This window comes from Leisingera sp. ANG-M7 (assembly GCF_000813965.1).
Taxonomy (GTDB): domain Bacteria; phylum Pseudomonadota; class Alphaproteobacteria; order Rhodobacterales; family Rhodobacteraceae; genus Leisingera.
Genome location: NZ_JWLI01000002.1, coordinates 68406 through 86465, shown reverse-complemented (window position 1 = coordinate 86465; position 18060 = coordinate 68406). Strand labels below are relative to the sequence as shown.

The following is an 18060-nucleotide window of genomic DNA, read 5'->3' as shown; positions in this document are numbered from 1 at the left end:
ACTGAGTAATCAGCCCAGAATGCCAGGCAGGTTCAGGCCGCAGGCCTTGGCATGGTCTTTGGCGATATCGTACCCCGCATCTGCGTGGCGCATGACGCCGGTGGCCGGGTCGTTCCACAGCACGCGGCCGATACGGCGGTCGGCGTCCTCGGTGCCGTCACAGCAGATCACCACGCCGGAATGCTGCGAGAAGCCCATGCCAACGCCGCCGCCGTGGTGCAGCGACACCCAGGTGGCACCGGAGGCGGTGTTCAAAAGCGCGTTCAGCAGCGGCCAGTCGGAGACAGCGTCGGAGCCATCCATCATCGCCTCTGTCTCGCGGTTCGGGGACGCCACAGAGCCCGAATCCAGGTGGTCGCGGCCGATCACCACCGGCGCCGACAGCTCGCCGTTGCGGACCATCTCGTTGAACGCGAGGCCGGCCTTGTGGCGGTCGCCGAGACCGATCCAGCAGATCCGCGCGGGCAGGCCCTGAAACGCAATGCGCTCCTGCGCCATGTCCAGCCAGCGATGCAGGCCTTCATTCTCGGGGAACAGCTCCTTCATCTTGGCGTCGGTCTTGCGGATGTCCTCCGGGTCGCCCGACAGCGCGCACCAGCGGAACGGGCCGATGCCCTTGCAGAACAGCGGGCGGATATAGGCGGGCACGAAACCGGGGAAGTCAAAGGCGTTCTCCAGCCCCTCTTCCAGCGCCATCTGGCGGATGTTGTTGCCGTAATCCACGGTGGGAACACCCATCGCGTGGAAATCGCACATCGCCTTGACCTGAACTTTCATCGAGGCGCGGGCGGCCTTTTCCACCGCTTTCTTGTCACTCTCGCGGCGCTCCTTCCACTCACCCATGGTCCAGCCCAGCGGCAGGTAGCCGTTGACAGGGTCGTGGGCGGAGGTCTGGTCGGTCACGATGTCGGGGCGGATTCCGCCTGCTTCGGCGCGCTTCACCAGCTCCGGGAAGATCTCTGCCGCGTTGCCCAAGAGACCCACGGATTTCGCCTCGCCCGCGGCGGTCCAGCGTTCGATCATCTCCAGCGCCTCGTCCAGGGTCTCGGCCTTCTCGTCCAGGTATTTGGTGCGCAGGCGGAAGTCGATGCTGTCCGGGTTGCACTCTACCGCCAGGCAGCAGGCACCGGCAAACACGGCTGCCAGCGGCTGCGCGCCACCCATGCCGCCGAGGCCGCCGGTCAGGATCCACTTGCCCTTGAGGTCGCCGCCGTAATGCTGGCGGCCGGCCTCGGCAAAGGTCTCATAGGTGCCCTGCACGATGCCCTGCGTGCCGATATAGATCCAGGAGCCGGCCGTCATCTGGCCGTACATCATCAACCCCTTCTTATCGAGCTCGTTGAAGTGGTCCCAGTTGGCCCAATGCGGCACCAGGTTGGAGTTGGCGATCAGCACCCGCGGCGCGTCCTTGTGGGTCTGGAACACGCCAACCGGCTTGCCGGACTGCACCATCAGGGTCTGGTCCTCGTCGAGGTTCTTCAGGGTCTCGACGATCAGGTCGAAATCCTTCCAGGTCCGCGCGGCGCGGCCGATGCCGCCGTACACCACCAGCTCATGCGGGTTTTCCGCGACGTCGGGGTGCAGGTTGTTCATCATCATCCGCATCGGCGCCTCGGTGACCCAATGCTTGGCGGTGATTTCCGGGCCGGTGGGCGGGAAGATGTCGCGGGTGTTCTTGCGGGGATCGCTCATGCCGAGGGCCTCCAGTTTTTGAGATCAGTCAGGATTTTGGTGAGATGGGCGCGCAGTTGTTCCGCGCGCTCCGGCATATAGGTCCAGGGCGGGCTTTCCTGGCAGTAGGTCGCCTGCGCCAGTTCCATCTGGATCGCGTGCAGCCCGTCCGCTGGGCGCCCGTAATGGCGGGTGGTCCAGCCCCCCTTGAAACGCCCGTTGAGGGTGGAGGTATAGCCATCCGCCGCCTCGCAATGGGCCACGGTCAGCGCCTCGATCGACGCGTCGCAGGTTTCGCCCATGTTGGTGCCGACGTTGAAATCCGGCAGGCGGCCTTCGAACAGGAAGGGAATATCGCCGCGGATCGAATGGCAGTCATAGAGGATGGCAAAGCCGTGGATCGCCTTCACCCGCTGCAGCTCCGCCATCAGCGCCGCGTGATAGGGCGCGTGATAAGCGTCGCGGCGGCGGGTGATCTCCGCCTCATCGGGTTCCTTGCCCTCCTGCCAGATCGGCAGCCCGTCAAAATCCGTGAGCGGCACCAGAGTGGTGGTGTTTTGCCCTGGATAGAGACTGATACCACCCGGATCGCGGTTCACGTCGATCACATAGCGGTGGATCGGCGTGCGGACGGTTGTTATGTCCCCTGCCAGCCCGGAATACAGGTCGTGGATATGCCAGTCGGTATCCGCCAGCGCCCTGCCCGTCTCATTGAGGCGGTCCCAGATTTCCGGCGGCACATCGGTGCCGGTGTGGGGCAGCCCCAGCACCAACGGCGAGGCGCCTTGGGTCACTTCGATCATGCCGCCACCTTTACGCCTGCGGCCTCCGCTACCCGGCCCGAGCGGACCATGGCACTGGCAGCCTCGATGTCGGGCGCCAGATAGCGGTCCTCTGCCAGCGAGGGGATATCGGCGCGCAGCATTGCCAGAACGTCCTGCAGGCGGGCCGAGGTTTGCAGCGGTGCGCGCGCCTCCACCCCTTGTGCTGCACAGAGCATTTCAACGCCCAGGATCACCGACAGGTTGGCGTTCATCTTCGCCAGACGCAGCGCGCCGTGGGCGGCCATCGACACGTGGTCCTCCTGGTTGGCCGACGTGGGGGTCGAGTCGGTCACGCAAGGGTTGGCCAGATGCTTGTTCTCGCTCATCAGCGCGGCGGTGGTCACCTCGGCAATCATGAAACCGGAGTTGAGGCCCGGATCGGGCGTCAGGAACGGCGGCAGGTCGTGGCTCAAGGTCGGGTCCACCATCAGCGCCACCCGGCGCTGCGCGATGGCGCCGATTTCGGCCACCGCCAGCGCGATCTGGTCAGCGGCAAAGCCCACATATTCAGCGTGGAAGTTGCCGCCCGAAACGATCCGCCCCTCATTCACCAGCACCAGCGGGTTGTCGGTAACGGCGTTGGCCTCGATCTCCAGCGTCCTGGCGGCCATCCGCAGCACGTCCAGCGCCGCGCCCACTACCTGCGGCTGGCAGCGGATGCAGTACGGGTCCTGCACGCGCGTGTCGCCCTCGCGGTGGCTTTCGCGGATTTCCGATCCGTCCATGATGCCGCGCATTTCCCGCGCAACGTCAATCTGCCCGGCATGGCCGCGCAGGGAGTGGATGTCGGCCACCAGGGGCGCGGTGGAGCCCATGATGGCGTCGGTGGTGAGCGAGGCAATCGCCATCGACGCCTCAGCCAGGCGCCAGGCGTCGAACAGCCCACCCAGCGCGCAGGCGGTGGAGAACTGGGTGCCGTTGATCAGCCCCAGGCCTTCCTTGGGACCCAGTACAATAGGCTCTAACCCGGCCTTTTTCAGCGCTTCCGCACTGGCCATGCGGGTGCCTTCGAACGTGGCCTCCCCTGCCCCGATCATCGCTGCCGCCATATGCGCCAGCGGCGCCAGGTCGCCAGAGGCGCCTACGGAGCCCTGCGACGGGATCACCGGCACCACGCCGCGCTCCAGCATCTGTTCGATCTGTTCGATCACCAGCCAGCGCACGCCCGACGCGCCGCGGCCCATCGACAAGAGTTTCAGCGTCATCATCAGCCGGGTCTTGTCCTCCGGCAGCGCCTCCCCTACCCCGCAGCAATGGCTGAGGATCAGGTTGCGCTGCAGGGTGGCGGTGTCAGCCGGCGCGATCTTGGTCGAGGCCAATTTTCCGAAGCCGGTGTTGATACCATAGACGGCGTCCTCTCCCGCTGCCGCCTCGGCCACCATCCGGGCCGCAGCTTCCACCGGCTCACGCGCCGAAGCATCCAGCCTGGCCGGAGTCAGGTTGCGGTAGATATCTTCCAGCGTGGACAGCGTTACCGTGCCGGGGATCATCTCGATCATCGTTTTCCCTCATAGATACGGGTGTAAAGCGGGTTGAAGCCGATGCGGTAGGCGAGCTCGCCGGGCGTTTCCACGTCCCAAACCGCCAGATCGGCGCGCATGCCGACGGCGATCTGGCCGCGGTCTGCCAGTCCCAGCGCGCGGGCTGCGTTGCAGGTGACGCCTGCCAGCGCTTCCTCGGGTGTCATGCGGAACAGGGTGCAGCCCATGTTCATCGTCAAGAGCAGCGAGGTCAGCGGCGAGGAACCCGGATTGCAGTCGGTCGCCAGCGCCATCGGCACGCCGTGGGTGCGGAAGTGCTCAATTGGCGGCATCTGGGTTTCGCGGATAGTGTAGAAGGCGCCGGGCAGGATCACCGCAGCAGAACCCGATGCGGCCATCGCCCTGGCGTCGTCTTCGGTGGCGTATTCCACGTGATCGACGGACAACGCGCCGTAACGTGCGGCCAGAGCGGTGCCGCCCTGATGGCTCAGCTGCTCGGCGTGCAGTTTCACCGGCAGGCCCAGCTCCCGTGCTACCTTGAAAACCCGTTCGATCTGCGCGGAGGCAAAGGCGATGTTTTCGCAGAAGCCGTCAACTGCATCCACCAGCCCCTCCGCATGGGCGGCGCGCAGGGCGGGGATGCAGACCTGATCGATGTAGTCGTCGTCCCGGCCTTTGTATTCGCCGGGCGTCGCATGGGCGCCAAGGAAGGTGGTTTTCACCGTGACCGGGCGCAATTCACCGAGGCGGCGGGCAGCGCGCAGCATGTTCAGCTCGGTTTTCAGGTCCAGCCCGTAGCCGGATTTCACCTCCACCACCGTGGCGCCTTCGGCAATCAGTGCATCCAGACGCGGCAGCGCGCCCTGCACCAGATCCTCCAGCGCGGCCTCGCGGGTGGCGGAGACGGTGGAGACGATGCCGCCCCCTGCCCTTGCGACTTCCTCATAGGAAGCGCCATTCAGGCGCATCTCGAACTCCATCGCGCGGTTGCCGCCGAAGACGATATGGGTATGGCAGTCGATCAGACCCGGTGTCACCAGCCGCCCGTCCAGATCAACATGCTTCCAGGGAAAATTGTCAGCTGACAATTCCTGCCGCGGCCCGGCCCAGACGATTTTCCCGTCCGAAACCGCAACGGCCCCGTCCTCAATCAGCCCGTAAGGCGCATCTGAGCCGGCCATCGTGGCCAGCTTGGCGCATGTCAGAACATAGTTGCCAGTCACGCAAATCTCCCCGAGTCGCTTGGTTGCCGGTTTGGCAATAAGCTACTCATTTAGGAGATTATGTCTAGTCATAAAATGAATAAGCTGCGCCTTTGCCTCGCGATGCTAGTGTCCCTCTTTCTGCGGTATCCGCGGGTGCAGATCGTCAATGATGACCGGATGCGCATGCGGGTGGCCGCCTTGCAGATGCGGATGGTCGGGCGGCAGGTCCGGATGGCTGTGCGCAACCGGTGCGGCGCTGTCCGCGGGCCACAGGTGCTGCGCCGCGATCAGCCCGGCGGCGGCCAGCAGCGCCAGCACCAGCATTGCGGCCCCTGCCCCCCAGGCCGCCATCAGCCAGGCCGACAGCGGATAGAAGACCAGCCAGCAGGCATGCGACAGGGTAAACTGCGCGGCAAAGATGGCCGGACGGTCCGCCGCATGAGCCGAGCGCGCCAGCAGCCGCCCTGAAGGCGTCATCACGGCGGAATAGCCAAGACCGATCACGAACCAGGCAATTGCCAGCCGTGCAAAATCCAGCGGCTGTGCCAGCACGGTCAATGCCAGCACCATCAGCGCGGCACTCCCTAGCGCGCCGCCCGCCAGCATCACGCTGCGGTCCGGTACACGCTCCAGCAGCCGCGGCAGCAGCATCGCCGACAGCATTGAGCCGCCGCCGAAACAGGCAAGCGCCAGCGCAACCGCGCTTTCGCCCTGCCCCAATCCTGCACGCACCAGCACCACGGTATTGACCAGCACCATCGCGGCCATTGCCGAGACCACCCAGTTCATAGCCAGCAACCCGCGCAGCCGCGGGGTGCGCAGATAGTTGCGGATGCCGCGGGTGGTGCGCTGCCAGATGGGCCGGGGCGCCTTGGGCGCCGGCGACGGCAGGACGATGGAGACGAGCAGCAAGGCTGAGGCCGCAAACCCTGCTGCGGTGCCCCAGAACAGCGTCGAGGAGCTGACCAGCACCAGGAGCGCCGCGGCCAGCATCGGACTGATGAGGCTTTCCAGTTCATACGCCATCCGCGACAGCGACAGCGCCTGGGTGTAGTCTTTCTCCTCCGTCAGCACATCGGGGATCGAGGCCTGGAAGGCGGGCGTGAACCCGGCTGAGGCCGATTGAAGCACGAAGATCAGCAGATAGACCTGCCAGACCTCGGTGACGAACGGCAGACACATGGCGACCGCCATCCGCACCATGTCCAGCGCGATCAGCATCCGGCGGCGGTCCACCTGTTCTGCCCAGGCGGCGGCGATGGGGGCGATTGTGACATAGGCCACCATTTTGATCGTCAGTGCCGTGCCCAGCACCACCCCCGCGCGCTCCCCGGCCAGGTCAAAGGCCAGAAGGCCTAGCGCCACGGTTGCCAGCCCGGTACCGCTCAGCGCCACGATCTGGGCCAGAAACAGATGCCGGTAGGTCCGGTTCTTGAGGATGGAGAGCATGAAAGCCTTGCCTTCTGGCTGGGAATGATCCTGCCACTGTGGCCGTTGGCTGGCGCGGAAGGCAAGGCTCCAACTTGACCCGGGGCCGAGGAGAAAGTGAAAATTGTCAGCTGACAATTTTTAACAGGTCAGACCAAAAACTGCCGGTGCCACGCTGGGTATTTGTCCCAAGCGCGCACCGCACAGGACACGGGGTCTTGCGGTGAGTTGTCAGCTGACAATTCAGATCCCGGCGCCGCGGTGCGCAAGCTCGGGGACACTGAAAACGGTGCCTGCGTCAAAAACAGAAGGCTCCCGGCGGCTTTGCCATTCGTCCCGCACAGCACTGTTCCGCGAAATTGTCAGCTGACAATCTCCGCACGATTTCCCGCCTGCAGCAGCGCGTTCAGCATCGGGGCGGTGGAAAACTGGCCCGCCCGAGCCTTCTGTGCCAGCCGCCTGAGGTAGGCGCCAGGGCTGCGGATGGTGCTGAGTTTCTCCAGCATGCACATCACCGCTGTTGCTGCGTCCTTGCGGCCCATGGCGGCACGGGCGTCGCTTAGTACCGGCATGTCGATGCCCATCATTGGTGAAAGGGTTTCGGCAATACGGTCGGCGTCCTGCCAGCTGCGCAGCGCGCCGGGGTAATAACTTTGAACCTCGGGGCAAGCGCGCAGGACGGTGGCGAGATCACTGGTATTCTCTGCTTTGACGGGTTTTGCATCAGAATGCTGTGGCTGAAGGCAGGGCGTCTTGGCCTGCAGCTCTTCAGAGTCAGAATCTTTTTTTACTGAATTCTGTATGTGCCGCTCATTCTGGCTGTCTGGACCGCTCATTTTGCGTGCAACTAGGCTGGTTTCCTGTGGTGCGTCTTGTGTCGTACGGCTGGCAATTTCACCGCGCAGTGTCTCGGCCATCCGGCTCAGCTCTGTTTCGCAGGGTTTGCGGCGCAGCAGCTTGCGGGCGGCGTCCAGCAGCGCCTCTGCCATCTCATCACCCACATCCAGCAATTCCTGCCGCAGAACGGCAACGCGGTCGCGCAGCACTGCCAGGTGCTCGGTACGGGCCTTGGCCTCCAGCGCGGCACCGAAGATCTGACCGGCATGGCGGGCGAGGGGGGAGAGATCGAAGCCAAAGGCGAGGGTCGTGTCATCACCGCTGCGGCGCGCGTAACGCTTGCGGTTGGGGCTGTTCTTCCGGCTGACAATTCCGATCCGGGTGAGGGCGGCCAGGTGCCGGCGCAGGGTGCTTTCGGGCATCCCGTTCAGCCGCTCCATCAGCTTACGGTTCGACGGAAACACGATGGCGCTGTCCGGGTCTGCTGGCAATGCGCGTTCCGGGAAGAACGTCAGCAATGCCTTCAGGACGCCAAGGGTGCGGTGGCTCAGTTCAAATTCCGCGGCGGCGTGCGTCAGCGCAGCCAGAAGGTCCCACTTGTCGTGAGTACCCGCCAGCCGGCCGCACAGATCCTGCCGCCCAAATGCGATTTGGGACGCCTGTTCCATGATTATTTTCACGAAAGACAAAGAATTCCCGCCCCCATGCAGCGCATGGAGTTGACACTAAGGAGTCTGAAGGGCTATTCCAAAGGTGCTAAATCTGAGAACGGCCTTCTGGGATGTAATGTCCTGGGGGGCTTTTCTTTTGCCTGCTACGTGCCTCCTGTCCTGTTTTCTCTGCTCTTCTTCAGTCTTCCGGCTGCTCGGGCTGGTCTTGCTGCCAGCGGCCGTGAAGCTCTGCCATGATCTCTTCCGCGTTTTCGTCGAACCAAGCGTCAAAGCCGGGTGCATGTTTGCCGGAGATCGTCAGGGTGATGCCCTTGGCGGTTGTCTTGATGCCTGCGACCTCAGTCCCGTTGCTGCCGGGCAGGGCGCGGGATTTTGGCGGGGCAGGGGGTGCTTTCACCTCTTGGCTCACGCCCTGGGCATGGGTCAGAACCGCCTCGAACCGCCCGTCGGAGTCAAAAGTGGTGAAATCGGGCCGGTTTGTCCGGGTGATGGCCCGGGCCCGCGCCGCGGGATCGTCAAACAGCTTGACCAGCAGCATCCAGCGGTCGCGGCCAATGCCGGGGGCGGAACCGATTGCACGCAGGAAGGGCAGCTCAAACGCGGTGCCGACCTTCAGCATCCGCGACACCATCGGCAGGTCGATCGACAGCGCCGCGGCTATTGTCGGCCGGTCATAGCCGCCGTCCTGCAGCTGCGCCGCAAAAGACGCCTTTTCGATAAAGCTGAGGTCCAGGCGCGAGGTGTTTTCCTGTCCCTGCGCCATCACCAGCGCGTGGTCGTCCAGCTGCCGCACCATCGCCTTCACTGGCAGGCCAAGCTCCCGCAGCGCCATCAGGCGGCGGCGGCCATAGACGATCTCGAACCGTCCCGGCGCCTTGGGATGCGGGCGCAGCAGCACCGGCACCTGCTGGCCATAGGTCCGCAGGCTCTCCTTCAATTGATTATGCGCGGCGCCGTCCAGGCCCAGACGGTCCTCGTAACCGGCGTCGTCGATCAGCGCGGCGTCGATTTCCTGCACCGCGCTTTCCTGCAGTTTGCTGAGCGAGGATTGCAATGCGCCGACCGCGCCGCGGGGCATCATCTTGGGTTTCGGCCCGCCAGCGGATGCTGCCGTGCTGCTGAGTGCCGTGCTGAGAATGCCTTTGCGTGCCATCAACGCCTCCATGCCTGTTGAAGGAGCGATTCTATTTCATCGTTAACTTGATTTAGTGAATCGACCGCACGGTCGTAGGTTGACCTGTGAAACATGGACCTTTCGACCTCATAGACGGTTTGCTGGGTCAGGCCCGCATCGGAAATCGCGGTGGATTTCAACATCGGGGCGACCATCACTTCCTCGCCGAACAATTGCCGCAGAAATGCAACCACCTGTTGCTGCGGGCCGTCGTTCGGCTCGTAACGGTTGATGAGGAAGCGCAGGAAATCGAACTCCAGCGCGGCGCCCGCGTTGGAGACCACGTCCAATAGCTCGGCTGACATCTGCAGGAACTGCGACATCGACGCGATGTCCAGCATGTTCGGCACCACGGTGATGATCACGCCCGTCGAGGCGCAGAGCGCCGACATGGTCAGATACCCAAGCTGCGGCGGGCAGTCGAAGATGATCACGTCGTAATCCTTCTCGACCTCCTGCAGCGCGGCTGCCATGCGCGAGAAAAACGCGGGCTGCACGTTGTTGATCAGCGCCTGCGGGGTCTCGTGTTCGAACTCCTGCAGGATCAGCCCGCCGGGGGCGAGATCCAGATTGGCGAAATAGGTCTGCTGGATGATGTCGCGCAAGGGCAGGGGGTCATCATAGCGGATTGCGTCATAAATCGTCCCTGTTTCGAGGAAATCGACCTCTGGCCGGTAGCCGAAAAGCGTCGTCAGCGACGCCTGCGGGTCGATATCCACCGCCAGCACGCGGTAGCCCTTGAGCGCCAGCCGCTGGGCGGTGTGAATGGACGAGGTGGTCTTACCCGATCCGCCTTTGAAGTTCAGGAAGGACAGCACCTGCACCTTGTCGCCCTCGCGGCGGCCGCGCAGGTAGGTGCCCGGCGTCTTGGCCGCGGCATCCAGGATCTTGCGCATCTCCATCAGGTCGGCGGCAGAATAATGGCGGCGCCCGCCCGGGGTGGTGTGCACCTCGGGGAATTTGCCGTCAAAATGCAGCTTGCGCAGGAAGCTGGGGGAGATCCCCAGCATCTCTGCCGCCTCGCCGGCGCTGAATAGGCGCAATTCCTTCCTTGCATCCGGCGCAAAACTGGCCAGCATGTGGCTGTTGAGGGCCGCACTGAGGTTCTCCGCGTTCTCGCGGATACGCTGATTGATGTGGAGTGCTACTGCCACCTGCTGCCCTCTCGATAGTAACGCTGTTTTGCGTCAGCGCTTTATTTATCGTTTCTATACGCAATGCGAACGCAGTTGTGCAATAGATTCCTTCAGTTAGAGGTTGCAGCGGGGCTTGCCGGTTCCCTGCCTTACACGGTGTATTTCGATCAAATTTCCTGTAAGCCATTGAAATTGAAAGATGCGTTTTGTGTCAGAGGCACATCCGCGGCCTGTGGATAAATTTTCGCTGCGGTATGCATGATGCGCAAAGGCGATGCGGTCCGCGAGTCGCAAAGGCAGGGAGATTCCCGGAAAAACTGCAGATTTAGGGTCTATTTGCATGTTCTGCGCCTTGTGCGGGATTAACGGGTCCTGATCCAAGGCCGGTTCCGCCGGACAGAGTGTCGGTTTCTGCAACCGGATTTCGCAATCCTGCAGGTGAAACCCGATTCATTGGGTGAAACTCACTGTCAAAGGAGACCTCTGCCCATGACTGAGCAAGCCACTGCCACCCGCGCACGCTCCGGCGGCCGCAACGCCCGCCGCGCCCTGCGCACCGCCCCTAAGTTCGACATGCTGCCGGGACTCACCCGCAACATCCCGCTGTGCGAGGTGATGGACGCCGCCCAGGTCGAAAAGATCGACAATGCGTCGATGGACATTCTGGAAAACGTCGGCGTCCAGTTCCGCGACCCCATCGCGCTGGAAGACTGGAAGCGCGCCGGCGCCAAGGTCGTGGGCGAGCTGGTCTATCTCGACCGCGGCCTGGTGCGGGAACGGATCAAGACCATTCCCAGCGATTTCACTTATCACGCGCGTGATCCGAAAAAGAACGTGCGCCTGGGCGGCAAGCATTCGATCTTTGTGCCGATGACCGGCGCGCCGTTCCTGCGCGACCTGGACGATGTGCGCCGCAACCCGATGCTGGAAGACCTGGCGATGTTCCACAAGCTGGCGCATATGATGCCGGCGATGCATTCCTCGGCGCACCACATCGTGGAACCCTATGACCACCCGATCAGCCAGCGGCATCTGCGCATCACCTATTCGTCGATGAAATACTCCGACAAAACGTTCATGGGCATGACCACCAGCCCCAAGAACGCCGAGGACGTGATGGATATGTGCGCCATCCTGTTCGGGGAAGAATTCATCATGAACAATCCCGTAACCACCGGCAACTGCAATGGCAACTCGCCGCTGGTCTGGGATGAAACCATGCTGGGTGCCATGCGCGCCTTCGGTGCGCGCCGCCAGCCGGTGCTGTGCTCGCCGTTTGTGCTGGGCGGTGCCAATACCCCGGCTTCTGTCGCGGCCTCGGTGGCGCAGCTGAACGCAGAGGCGCTGTCGGCGCTGGCATATACCCAGGTCTGCAACCCGGGCACCCCGGCGATCTATGGCCATTACCTGTCGACTGTCAGCATGAAATCCGGCGCCCCGATGGCGGGCACCCCAGAGATTTCGCTGATGAACTTCATGATCGGCCAGATGGCGCGCTATTACGATGTGCCGTGGCGGACCTCCAACACCCTGGGCGGGGCCAAGACGTTCGATGCGCAGGCGGGATATGAATCGGCGACGACGCTCTCGGCGGTCATGCATGCTGGCGCCAACTATATCTGGCACTCGGCGGGCTGGAACGAAGCCGGGATGCATTGCTCGGTTGCAAAATTCATCGTCGATGCCGAGCAATGCTCGATGGCTTACCGGATGGCAGAAGGCCCCAAGTGGCACGATTTCGACCAGGCCATTGCCGCGGTGCCGGATGTCGGCCCCGGCGGCCACTACCTGGGCCACCCGCATACGCAGGAGAACTTCCAGGAGGCGTTCTTCATGCCGGAGCTGTTCGACAACAACTCGATCGAGCAATGGCAGGCCGAGGGCAGCGTCGAAATCACCGAACGCGCCCTGACCCGAGCCAAGAAGCTTCTGGCGGAATACCAGGAGCCGAAGCTGGATGAAGCCAAGAATGAAGAGCTGCTGGACTATATCGCCCGGCGCGAGCGGGAAATCCCCGCGGCGGATGAGCTGAATCAGAGCTACTAAGTTTCCTCCCCGACTGGCCCGCCCCAACGAAGATGGGCGGGCCTTTTTTCCACAGGGCACAGAACATGAAAATCGCGGAAATCCACATCTATCAGCACGATCTGCCGGTGAAGAACGGCCCCTACACGATGGCCAATGCAGAGGTCTGGGCGCTGGACACGACCCTGGTGAAACTGGTGGCGGACAACGGGCAGACCGGCTGGGGCGAGACCTGTCCGGTTGGTCCGACATATGCAGAAGCCCATGCCGGCGGCGCCCGGGCGGCGCTGATTGCGATGGCCGAGGGGCTGATCGGAGCGGACGTGGCGCCCGCGACCCTGCACCGCCGGATGGACGGGCTGTTGAATGGCCACAACTACGCCAAGGCCGCCATCGACATCGCTGCCCATGACCTGCTCGGCAAGCACTTGGGTGTCAGCGTCTCAACCCTCTTGGGCGGCGCAGCTACGGACCGCGTGCCGTCCTACTACGCCACCGGCGTCGGCGCCCCGGACGATATTGCGCGCCTCGCGGCAGACAAACTGGGGGAGGGCTATCGGCGCCTGCAGATCAAGGTTGGCGGCCGCCCGGTGGAACTGGACATCGAGACCATCCGCAAGGTCTGGGAAGTGGTTCGCGGCTCCGGCATGCGGCTGGCGGTGGATGGCAACCGGGGCTGGACCACGCGGGATGCACTGCGCGTCAGCCGGGAATGCCCGGATGTTCCCTTTATCATGGAGCAGCCCTGCAACACGCTGGAAGATCTTCAGAAAATCCGCCCGCAGGTCAGCCATGGCATTTATATGGATGAAAACAGCACCAGCCTGAACACGGTGATCACCGCGGCCGGCACCGGTCTGGTCGATGGTTTCGGCATGAAAGTCACCCGCATCGGCGGGCTGCATCCGATGCGCGCCTTCCGCGACATCTGCGAGGCCCGCAACCTGCCGCATACCTGCGACGACAGTTGGGGCGGCGACATTATCGCCGCCGCCTGCGCTCACATCGGCGCAACTGTGAAGCCGGGTCTGCTGGAAGGGGTCTGGCTGGCGGCGCCGTATATCGAGGGAAATTACGACACCGGGAACGGCATCCGCATCGAGAGCGGCCATATCAGCGTGCCGCAAGGGCCGGGCCTGGGCATCAGGCCGGATGACAGCCTGTTCGGTGCTCCGGTTGCGTCCTTCTAAGAGAGAGAAGAAGATCATGGAATTCCAAGGAAAATGCGCGCTGGTCACCGGCGCGGCGGGCGGCATCGGCGCTTCGATCGTTCAGCGCCTGCGGGCCGCGGGCACCAAGGTGGCGGTGGCCGACCGCGACACCAGCGCAATTGAGGCCGAGGCGCATCTGCCGGGCGATCTTCTGGATGCGGATTATGCCAATGCCTTGCCGCGGGCAGCAGCAGAGGCCCTTGGCGGCCTCGATATCGTGATCAACAACGCAGGCGTCATCACCCGCGGCCCGGTGACCGAAACCTCGGACGCGGACTGGGCGCTGTCGATGGGCGTGAATGTCGAGGCGCCGTTCCGCATCTGCCGCGCTGCAATCCCGCTGATGGCAGAAACCGGCGGTGGCGCCATCGTCAACACAGCCTCCTGCTGGGGCGGCAAGGCGCCGGGGCCGGACCACGCGCTTTACTGCATGACCAAGGCGGCAATTGCTTCGCTGACGCAATGCATGGGAATGGATCACGCCCATCAGGGCATCCGCATCAATGCGGTCTGCCCGAATGAGGTGAACACGCCGATGCTGCGGACCGGGTTCGCCAAGCGCGGCTTTGACCCGGACAGTGCGGTGGCAGAACTGGGCAGGAGCGTGCCGCTGGGGCGGATTGCCGAGCCGGAGGATATCGCCGATGTGGTGATGTTCCTGGCCTCGGACGCGGCGCGCTACATGTGCGGTGCGCTGGTTGAGGTCAATGGCGGGAAACCGGTGTCATGACGCGGTTTCAGGGCAAGGTTGCGCTGGTCACTGGCGGGCGAAGCGGTATCGGTCTGGCAATTGCCCGGCGGCTGCGGGACGAGGGCGCGCGTGTATTCACAGCGCAGCGTGGCTCGGATGCGGAGTTCGAGGCGATCCCGGCGGATTTCACCGATCCGGACAGCCCTGCGCAGGTGGTGGCAGAGATTGCCAGCAGGGCAGGGGGCCTTGATGTGCTGGTGAATAACGCGGGCATGATGCAGGAGGCGCGGGTTGAGGAGATGACCCTGGCCGATTGGCAGCGCAACCTGACCGTGAACCTCACCGCCCCCTTCCTGATGATCCAGGCCGCGCTGCCTTTCCTGCGGAAAACAAAGGGCAGCATCGTCAACACAGGCTCTATCGAAGGGCTGGGCAGCAATCCGGGCCACGCGGCTTATTGCGCCTCAAAGGCGGGGCTGCACGGCCTGACCCGCGCGGTGGCGGTGGATCACGGCCACGAGGGCATCCGCTGCAACGCGGTGGCGCCGGGCTGGATCGACACCGAACTGAACATTGATTTCATTGAGGGGATGCCGGACCCGGAGGCCTTCCGCCGCGATATTGCCGGCATTCACCCGGTGGCGCGCACCGGCAAGCCGGACGAAGTGGCGGCGCTGGTGGCCTTCCTGGCGTCAGAGGATGCCGGCTTCATCACCGGCCAAGTCTATACCGTGGACGGCGGTCGCATGGCCAAGCTGAGCCTGCCCTGAGCACAAAAAACGGGCCTCCAAGGCCCGGATCCCTCTTCATCTGGCTGAAAATATCCCGGGGGAGGCCGCAGGCCGCGGGCCGCGCACCCTCAACCTGCTATTCCTTGCCGGACCGCCATTCCTTCCACATCAGGTAGGTATTGGCGCCAAGCGATGCAAAGGGTTCCGGCGGCAGTTTGGGCGGCAGCGGCTGGGCCAGGAAATGGCTGGCGATCTGTGATCCCCCCTGTAGAACCAATTCGGCAATGCCCATGCCCTGCAAGGTGCCGCGGGCGATGCCGAGGCCGTTCTGGCAGCAGGCGGAATAGACGCCCTGGTCCAGCTCTCCGAAAGCGGCGGAACCATTGCGGCTGAGGCAGAGCATCCCGGCCCAGCGATGTTCCATCTGGACTCCATCCAGCTGCGGGAAGCGTTCTCTGAACTTGCGGTCCTGCACCCATCCTGCGTTGCGCAGGCGCATTTCGCTGGTCTCAATGGTGGGGTGAAAGCTGGAGCAGCTGCGGACCAGGATGCGGTCGCCATAGGAGCCTGAGATCCGCCGCACGGAGGTGCCCATCGGGTCCGCAGGCGTGACCGACCAGCGCGGTGTGCCGCCCAGCCGTTTGATCTGCTCTGGCGTCAGCCGCTCAGTCATCGAAGCATAAAGGCAGATGTGCATCAGGCGGCGCTGGTAGAAGCCGAAGCTTTCCAGGTGGCCGTTGTTGGCGAGGATAATTTTGCCAGTGCTGATGCGCCCCATTGGGGTGCTGACGCGCCAGCCATCCGCCTGTTTTTCAAACGCGGTGGCCGGCGTGTTTTCAAAGACGCTGATCCGGCCTGCCAGATGCGCCGACAGGGCGCGGATATAGGCTGCGGGCTGGATCATCACCGTTCCGGGCGCATAGAGGCCGGAGGTGTAGTGCGGGCTGCCGGTGCGCTCCTGCATGTCCTGCTGGCTCAGCAGCTGATGCGGCTCGTCCAGCCGCTGCAGATGGGCGGCGAAATCGCGGTTGTGCTGGTCGCCGGCCTTGGTCGCGGCGGCGTTGATCTTGCCTGCGGGGTCGAACATCTCCTGCGGCAGGGCGCAGTCCTCCGCCACGCCCTTGGCGAACCGGATGGCCTTGCGGTTAAACGCAATCGCGGCCTTGTCTGCCTCCAGCCCCGATCCGGCGTAGTTGTCGGAGGCCAGATCATGCGGCAGGTCGATCATGAAACCGGAATTGCGCCCGGCGGAGCTTTCGGCGAAGCGCCCGGCCTCCAGCAGCGCCACCTTCAGAGAAGGGTCCAGCTGGTGCAGGCGGCGGGCGGCGGAGAGGCCCGCAAATCCGCCGCCGATGATGGTCACATCGGCGGTCAGATCACTTTCCAGCACCGGCAGCGCGTCCTGCGGCGGCAGGATGGCATTCCATCCCGCCGCGCCGGTCTGCCGGGGCAGGCGTTTGGCAGTGTAGGCGCTCAATCCACGGCCTCGTCTGCGTCGTCGGCCAAGTCGATCCAGATGGTTTTCAGCTGGGTGTACTGGTCGTGGGCGTGAACCGAGTTGTCGCGGCCCCCAAAGCCCGACTGTTTGTAGCCGCCGAAGGGGGTGGTGATGTCGCCCTCGCCAAAGCTGTTCACGGTCACCGTGCCCGCCCGGATGGCGCGGGCGCCGCGGATGGCGCGCTTGGCGTTGGCAGTGAAGATCGACGCGCAAAGTCCGTACTGGGTGTCATTGGCGATCTGGATTGCTTCGTCGAAACCGGAGACCTCAATCACCGACAGGACGGGGCCGAAGATCTCCTCGCGCGCCAGCGTGGCGTCATTGCCCGGCACCTCGACGACCGTGGCCTCGACAAAGGCGCCGCCCTGCGCCTTGCCGCCCAGAACCACGTTGTCAGCCTGTTTCAGGTAGCCGCAAACCTTGTCGAAATGCGCCTGGGACACCAGCGCGCCCATACGGACCTCTGGATCCAGCGGATCGCCGATGTTCCACGCCTTGGCGTGATGGGTGATGCGCTCCAGCAGCTCAGCCTTGACGTCCTTGTGCACGATCAGGCGGGAGGAGGCGGAGCAGTTCTCGCCCATGTTCCAGAACGCTCCGTTGACGATGTGCTGGGCCACGCGGTCCAGGTTCTCGGCGTCGTCCATCACAATGGCCGGGTTCTTGCCGCCCATCTCCAGCACGACTTCCTTGGCGTTGCTCTCGGCTGAGTAGGAGAGGAAGCGCTTGCCGGTCACGGTGGAGCCGGTGAAGGACACCATGTCGATATCCATGTGGCGGCCGATGGGCTCGCCCACCTCGGCACCGCCGCCTGGCACAATATTCAGCACGCCGCGGGGCAGGCCGGCTTCCATCGCCAGCTCGGCAACGCGCAGCGCGGTCAGGGTGGTTTCCGCAGCCGGTTTCACCACCACCGAGCAGCCTGCGGCCAGCGCCGGGCCGATCTTCCAGGCCAGCATCAAGAGCGGGAAGTTCCAGGGCAGCACCAGGCCGACCACACCGATGGGCTCACGTACCACCATGGCGATGTGATCATCCGAAGCCGGGGAGACCTGATCATAGATTTTGTCGATCGCCTCCGCGTGCCATTTCAGGCAGTGGATGGTCTCCGGCACGTCCACGGTTTCGCAGTCATAGATGGTCTTGCCGGAATCCAGGCTCTCCATCACCGCCAGCTCATGGGCGTTGCGGGTCATCAGCTTGCACAGCCGGATCAGCACGTCCTTGCGCTCCGACGGGTGCAGTTTCGACCAGCGGCCGTCGTCGAACGCCTCGCGGGCTTTTTCGACCGCGACATCAACGTCCGCGGCACCGCAGGCCGCGATATCGGCCAGTTTCTCGCCGGTGGCCGGGTTGACGGTTTCGAAGGTCTTGCCGGACGCGGCCGGGCAGAACTTGCCGTCGATGAACGCGCCCGCGGGCAGGTCCAGATTGGCGGCGATGGATTTATATTCGTCCTGAGTAAGCAAAGTCATTC

General features: G+C 63.9%; 14 protein-coding genes. 4 read left to right on the top strand and 10 right to left on the bottom strand.

Annotated elements, in window-relative coordinates; genetic code table 11:
* Nucleotides 1-9 precede the first annotated feature (9 nt).
* From hutU to repA, 8 genes are all read right to left on the bottom strand, one after another.
* Nucleotides 10-1692, bottom strand: coding sequence for a urocanate hydratase (gene hutU / locus RA26_RS04005; protein ID WP_039180278.1), 1683 nt, complete (start codon nucleotides 1690-1692; stop codon nucleotides 10-12).
* On the bottom strand, nucleotides 1689-2474 hold the full coding sequence (hutG, locus tag RA26_RS04000; RefSeq protein WP_039180275.1) for an N-formylglutamate deformylase: 786 nt from the start codon (nucleotides 2472-2474) through the stop codon (nucleotides 1689-1691). The genes hutU and hutG overlap by 4 nt, the downstream gene beginning before the upstream one ends.
* Complete coding sequence (gene hutH / locus RA26_RS03995; protein WP_039180273.1) at nucleotides 2471-3994, bottom strand: histidine ammonia-lyase; 1524 nt, start codon at nucleotides 3992-3994, stop codon at nucleotides 2471-2473. Before hutH ends, hutG begins: the two co-directional genes overlap by 4 nt.
* Nucleotides 3991-5199, bottom strand: a complete 1209-nt coding sequence (gene hutI, locus RA26_RS03990) for an imidazolonepropionase (protein WP_039180270.1) — start codon at nucleotides 5197-5199, stop codon at nucleotides 3991-3993. The genes hutH and hutI overlap by 4 nt, the downstream gene beginning before the upstream one ends.
* 105 nt (nucleotides 5200-5304) lie before the next feature.
* A complete protein-coding gene (locus RA26_RS03985) occupies nucleotides 5305-6630 on the bottom strand; it encodes an MFS transporter (RefSeq protein WP_039180268.1) in 1326 nt (441 codons plus the stop codon).
* Between the two features lie 341 nt (nucleotides 6631-6971).
* Entirely contained in the window at nucleotides 6972-8114 is a 1143-nt protein-coding gene (repC, locus tag RA26_RS03980) for a plasmid replication protein RepC (RefSeq protein ID WP_039180265.1), read from the bottom strand.
* Between the two features lie 181 nt (nucleotides 8115-8295).
* A complete protein-coding gene (repB, locus tag RA26_RS03975) occupies nucleotides 8296-9270 on the bottom strand; it encodes a plasmid partitioning protein RepB (RefSeq protein WP_039180430.1) in 975 nt (324 codons plus the stop codon).
* Nucleotides 9270-10445 (bottom strand): plasmid partitioning protein RepA, encoded by a 1176-nt coding sequence (gene repA / locus RA26_RS03970; RefSeq protein WP_039180262.1) that lies wholly within the window; start codon nucleotides 10443-10445, stop codon nucleotides 9270-9272. Before repA ends, repB begins: the two co-directional genes overlap by 1 nt.
* Before the next feature lie 471 nt (nucleotides 10446-10916).
* On the opposite strand from repA, the gene RA26_RS03965 reads away from it, so the two are divergent.
* The 4 genes from RA26_RS03965 to RA26_RS03950 all read left to right on the top strand — a co-directional run bounded on the left by RA26_RS03965 (nucleotide 10917) and on the right by RA26_RS03950 (nucleotide 15124).
* Nucleotides 10917-12473 (top strand): trimethylamine methyltransferase family protein, encoded by a 1557-nt coding sequence (locus RA26_RS03965; protein ID WP_039180259.1) that lies wholly within the window; start codon nucleotides 10917-10919, stop codon nucleotides 12471-12473.
* A gap of 65 nt (nucleotides 12474-12538) precedes the next feature.
* Nucleotides 12539-13642, top strand: a complete 1104-nt coding sequence (locus RA26_RS03960) for a mandelate racemase/muconate lactonizing enzyme family protein (RefSeq protein ID WP_039180256.1) — start codon at nucleotides 12539-12541, stop codon at nucleotides 13640-13642.
* Nucleotides 13643-13658: 16 nt separating this feature from the next.
* The gene (locus tag RA26_RS03955) at nucleotides 13659-14393 is read left to right on the top strand and encodes an SDR family NAD(P)-dependent oxidoreductase (RefSeq protein ID WP_039180253.1); all 735 of its coding nucleotides are present in this window, start codon (nucleotides 13659-13661) and stop codon (nucleotides 14391-14393) included.
* On the top strand, nucleotides 14390-15124 hold the full coding sequence (locus tag RA26_RS03950) for an SDR family NAD(P)-dependent oxidoreductase (RefSeq protein ID WP_039180250.1): 735 nt from the start codon (nucleotides 14390-14392) through the stop codon (nucleotides 15122-15124). Before RA26_RS03955 ends, RA26_RS03950 begins: the two co-directional genes overlap by 4 nt.
* 97 nt (nucleotides 15125-15221) lie before the next feature.
* Here the strand turns inward: RA26_RS03950 and RA26_RS03945 are convergent, their stop codons facing one another.
* Both RA26_RS03945 and RA26_RS03940 read right to left on the bottom strand, forming a co-directional pair.
* Entirely contained in the window at nucleotides 15222-16562 is a 1341-nt protein-coding gene (locus RA26_RS03945) for an NAD(P)/FAD-dependent oxidoreductase (protein WP_039180247.1), read from the bottom strand.
* On the bottom strand, nucleotides 16559-18058 hold the full coding sequence (locus RA26_RS03940) for an aldehyde dehydrogenase (protein ID WP_039180244.1): 1500 nt from the start codon (nucleotides 18056-18058) through the stop codon (nucleotides 16559-16561). Before RA26_RS03940 ends, RA26_RS03945 begins: the two co-directional genes overlap by 4 nt.
* Nucleotides 18059-18060: the final 2 nt, after the last annotated feature.

Excerpts from the sequence above, each read along its gene's own strand:
- hutU (WP_039180278.1), bottom strand. The coding sequence starts at position 1,692 with ATGAGCGATCCCCGCAAGAACACCCGCGACATCTTCCCGCCCACCGGC.
- hutG (WP_039180275.1), bottom strand. The coding sequence starts at position 2,474 with ATGATCGAAGTGACCCAAGGCGCCTCGCCGTTGGTGCTGGGGCTGCCC.
- hutH (WP_039180273.1), bottom strand. The coding sequence starts at position 3,994 with ATGATCGAGATGATCCCCGGCACGGTAACGCTGTCCACGCTGGAAGAT.
- RA26_RS03985 (WP_039180268.1), bottom strand. The coding sequence starts at position 6,630 with ATGCTCTCCATCCTCAAGAACCGGACCTACCGGCATCTGTTTCTGGCC.
- repC (WP_039180265.1), bottom strand. The coding sequence starts at position 8,114 with ATGGAACAGGCGTCCCAAATCGCATTTGGGCGGCAGGATCTGTGCGGC.
- repB (WP_039180430.1), bottom strand. The coding sequence starts at position 9,270 with ATGGCACGCAAAGGCATTCTCAGCACGGCACTCAGCAGCACGGCAGCA.
- RA26_RS03965 (WP_039180259.1), top strand. The coding sequence starts at position 10,917 with ATGACTGAGCAAGCCACTGCCACCCGCGCACGCTCCGGCGGCCGCAAC.
- RA26_RS03960 (WP_039180256.1), top strand. The coding sequence starts at position 12,539 with ATGAAAATCGCGGAAATCCACATCTATCAGCACGATCTGCCGGTGAAG.
- RA26_RS03955 (WP_039180253.1), top strand. The coding sequence starts at position 13,659 with ATGGAATTCCAAGGAAAATGCGCGCTGGTCACCGGCGCGGCGGGCGGC.
- RA26_RS03950 (WP_039180250.1), top strand. The coding sequence starts at position 14,390 with ATGACGCGGTTTCAGGGCAAGGTTGCGCTGGTCACTGGCGGGCGAAGC.
- RA26_RS03940 (WP_039180244.1), bottom strand. The coding sequence starts at position 18,058 with ATGACTTTGCTTACTCAGGACGAATATAAATCCATCGCCGCCAATCTG.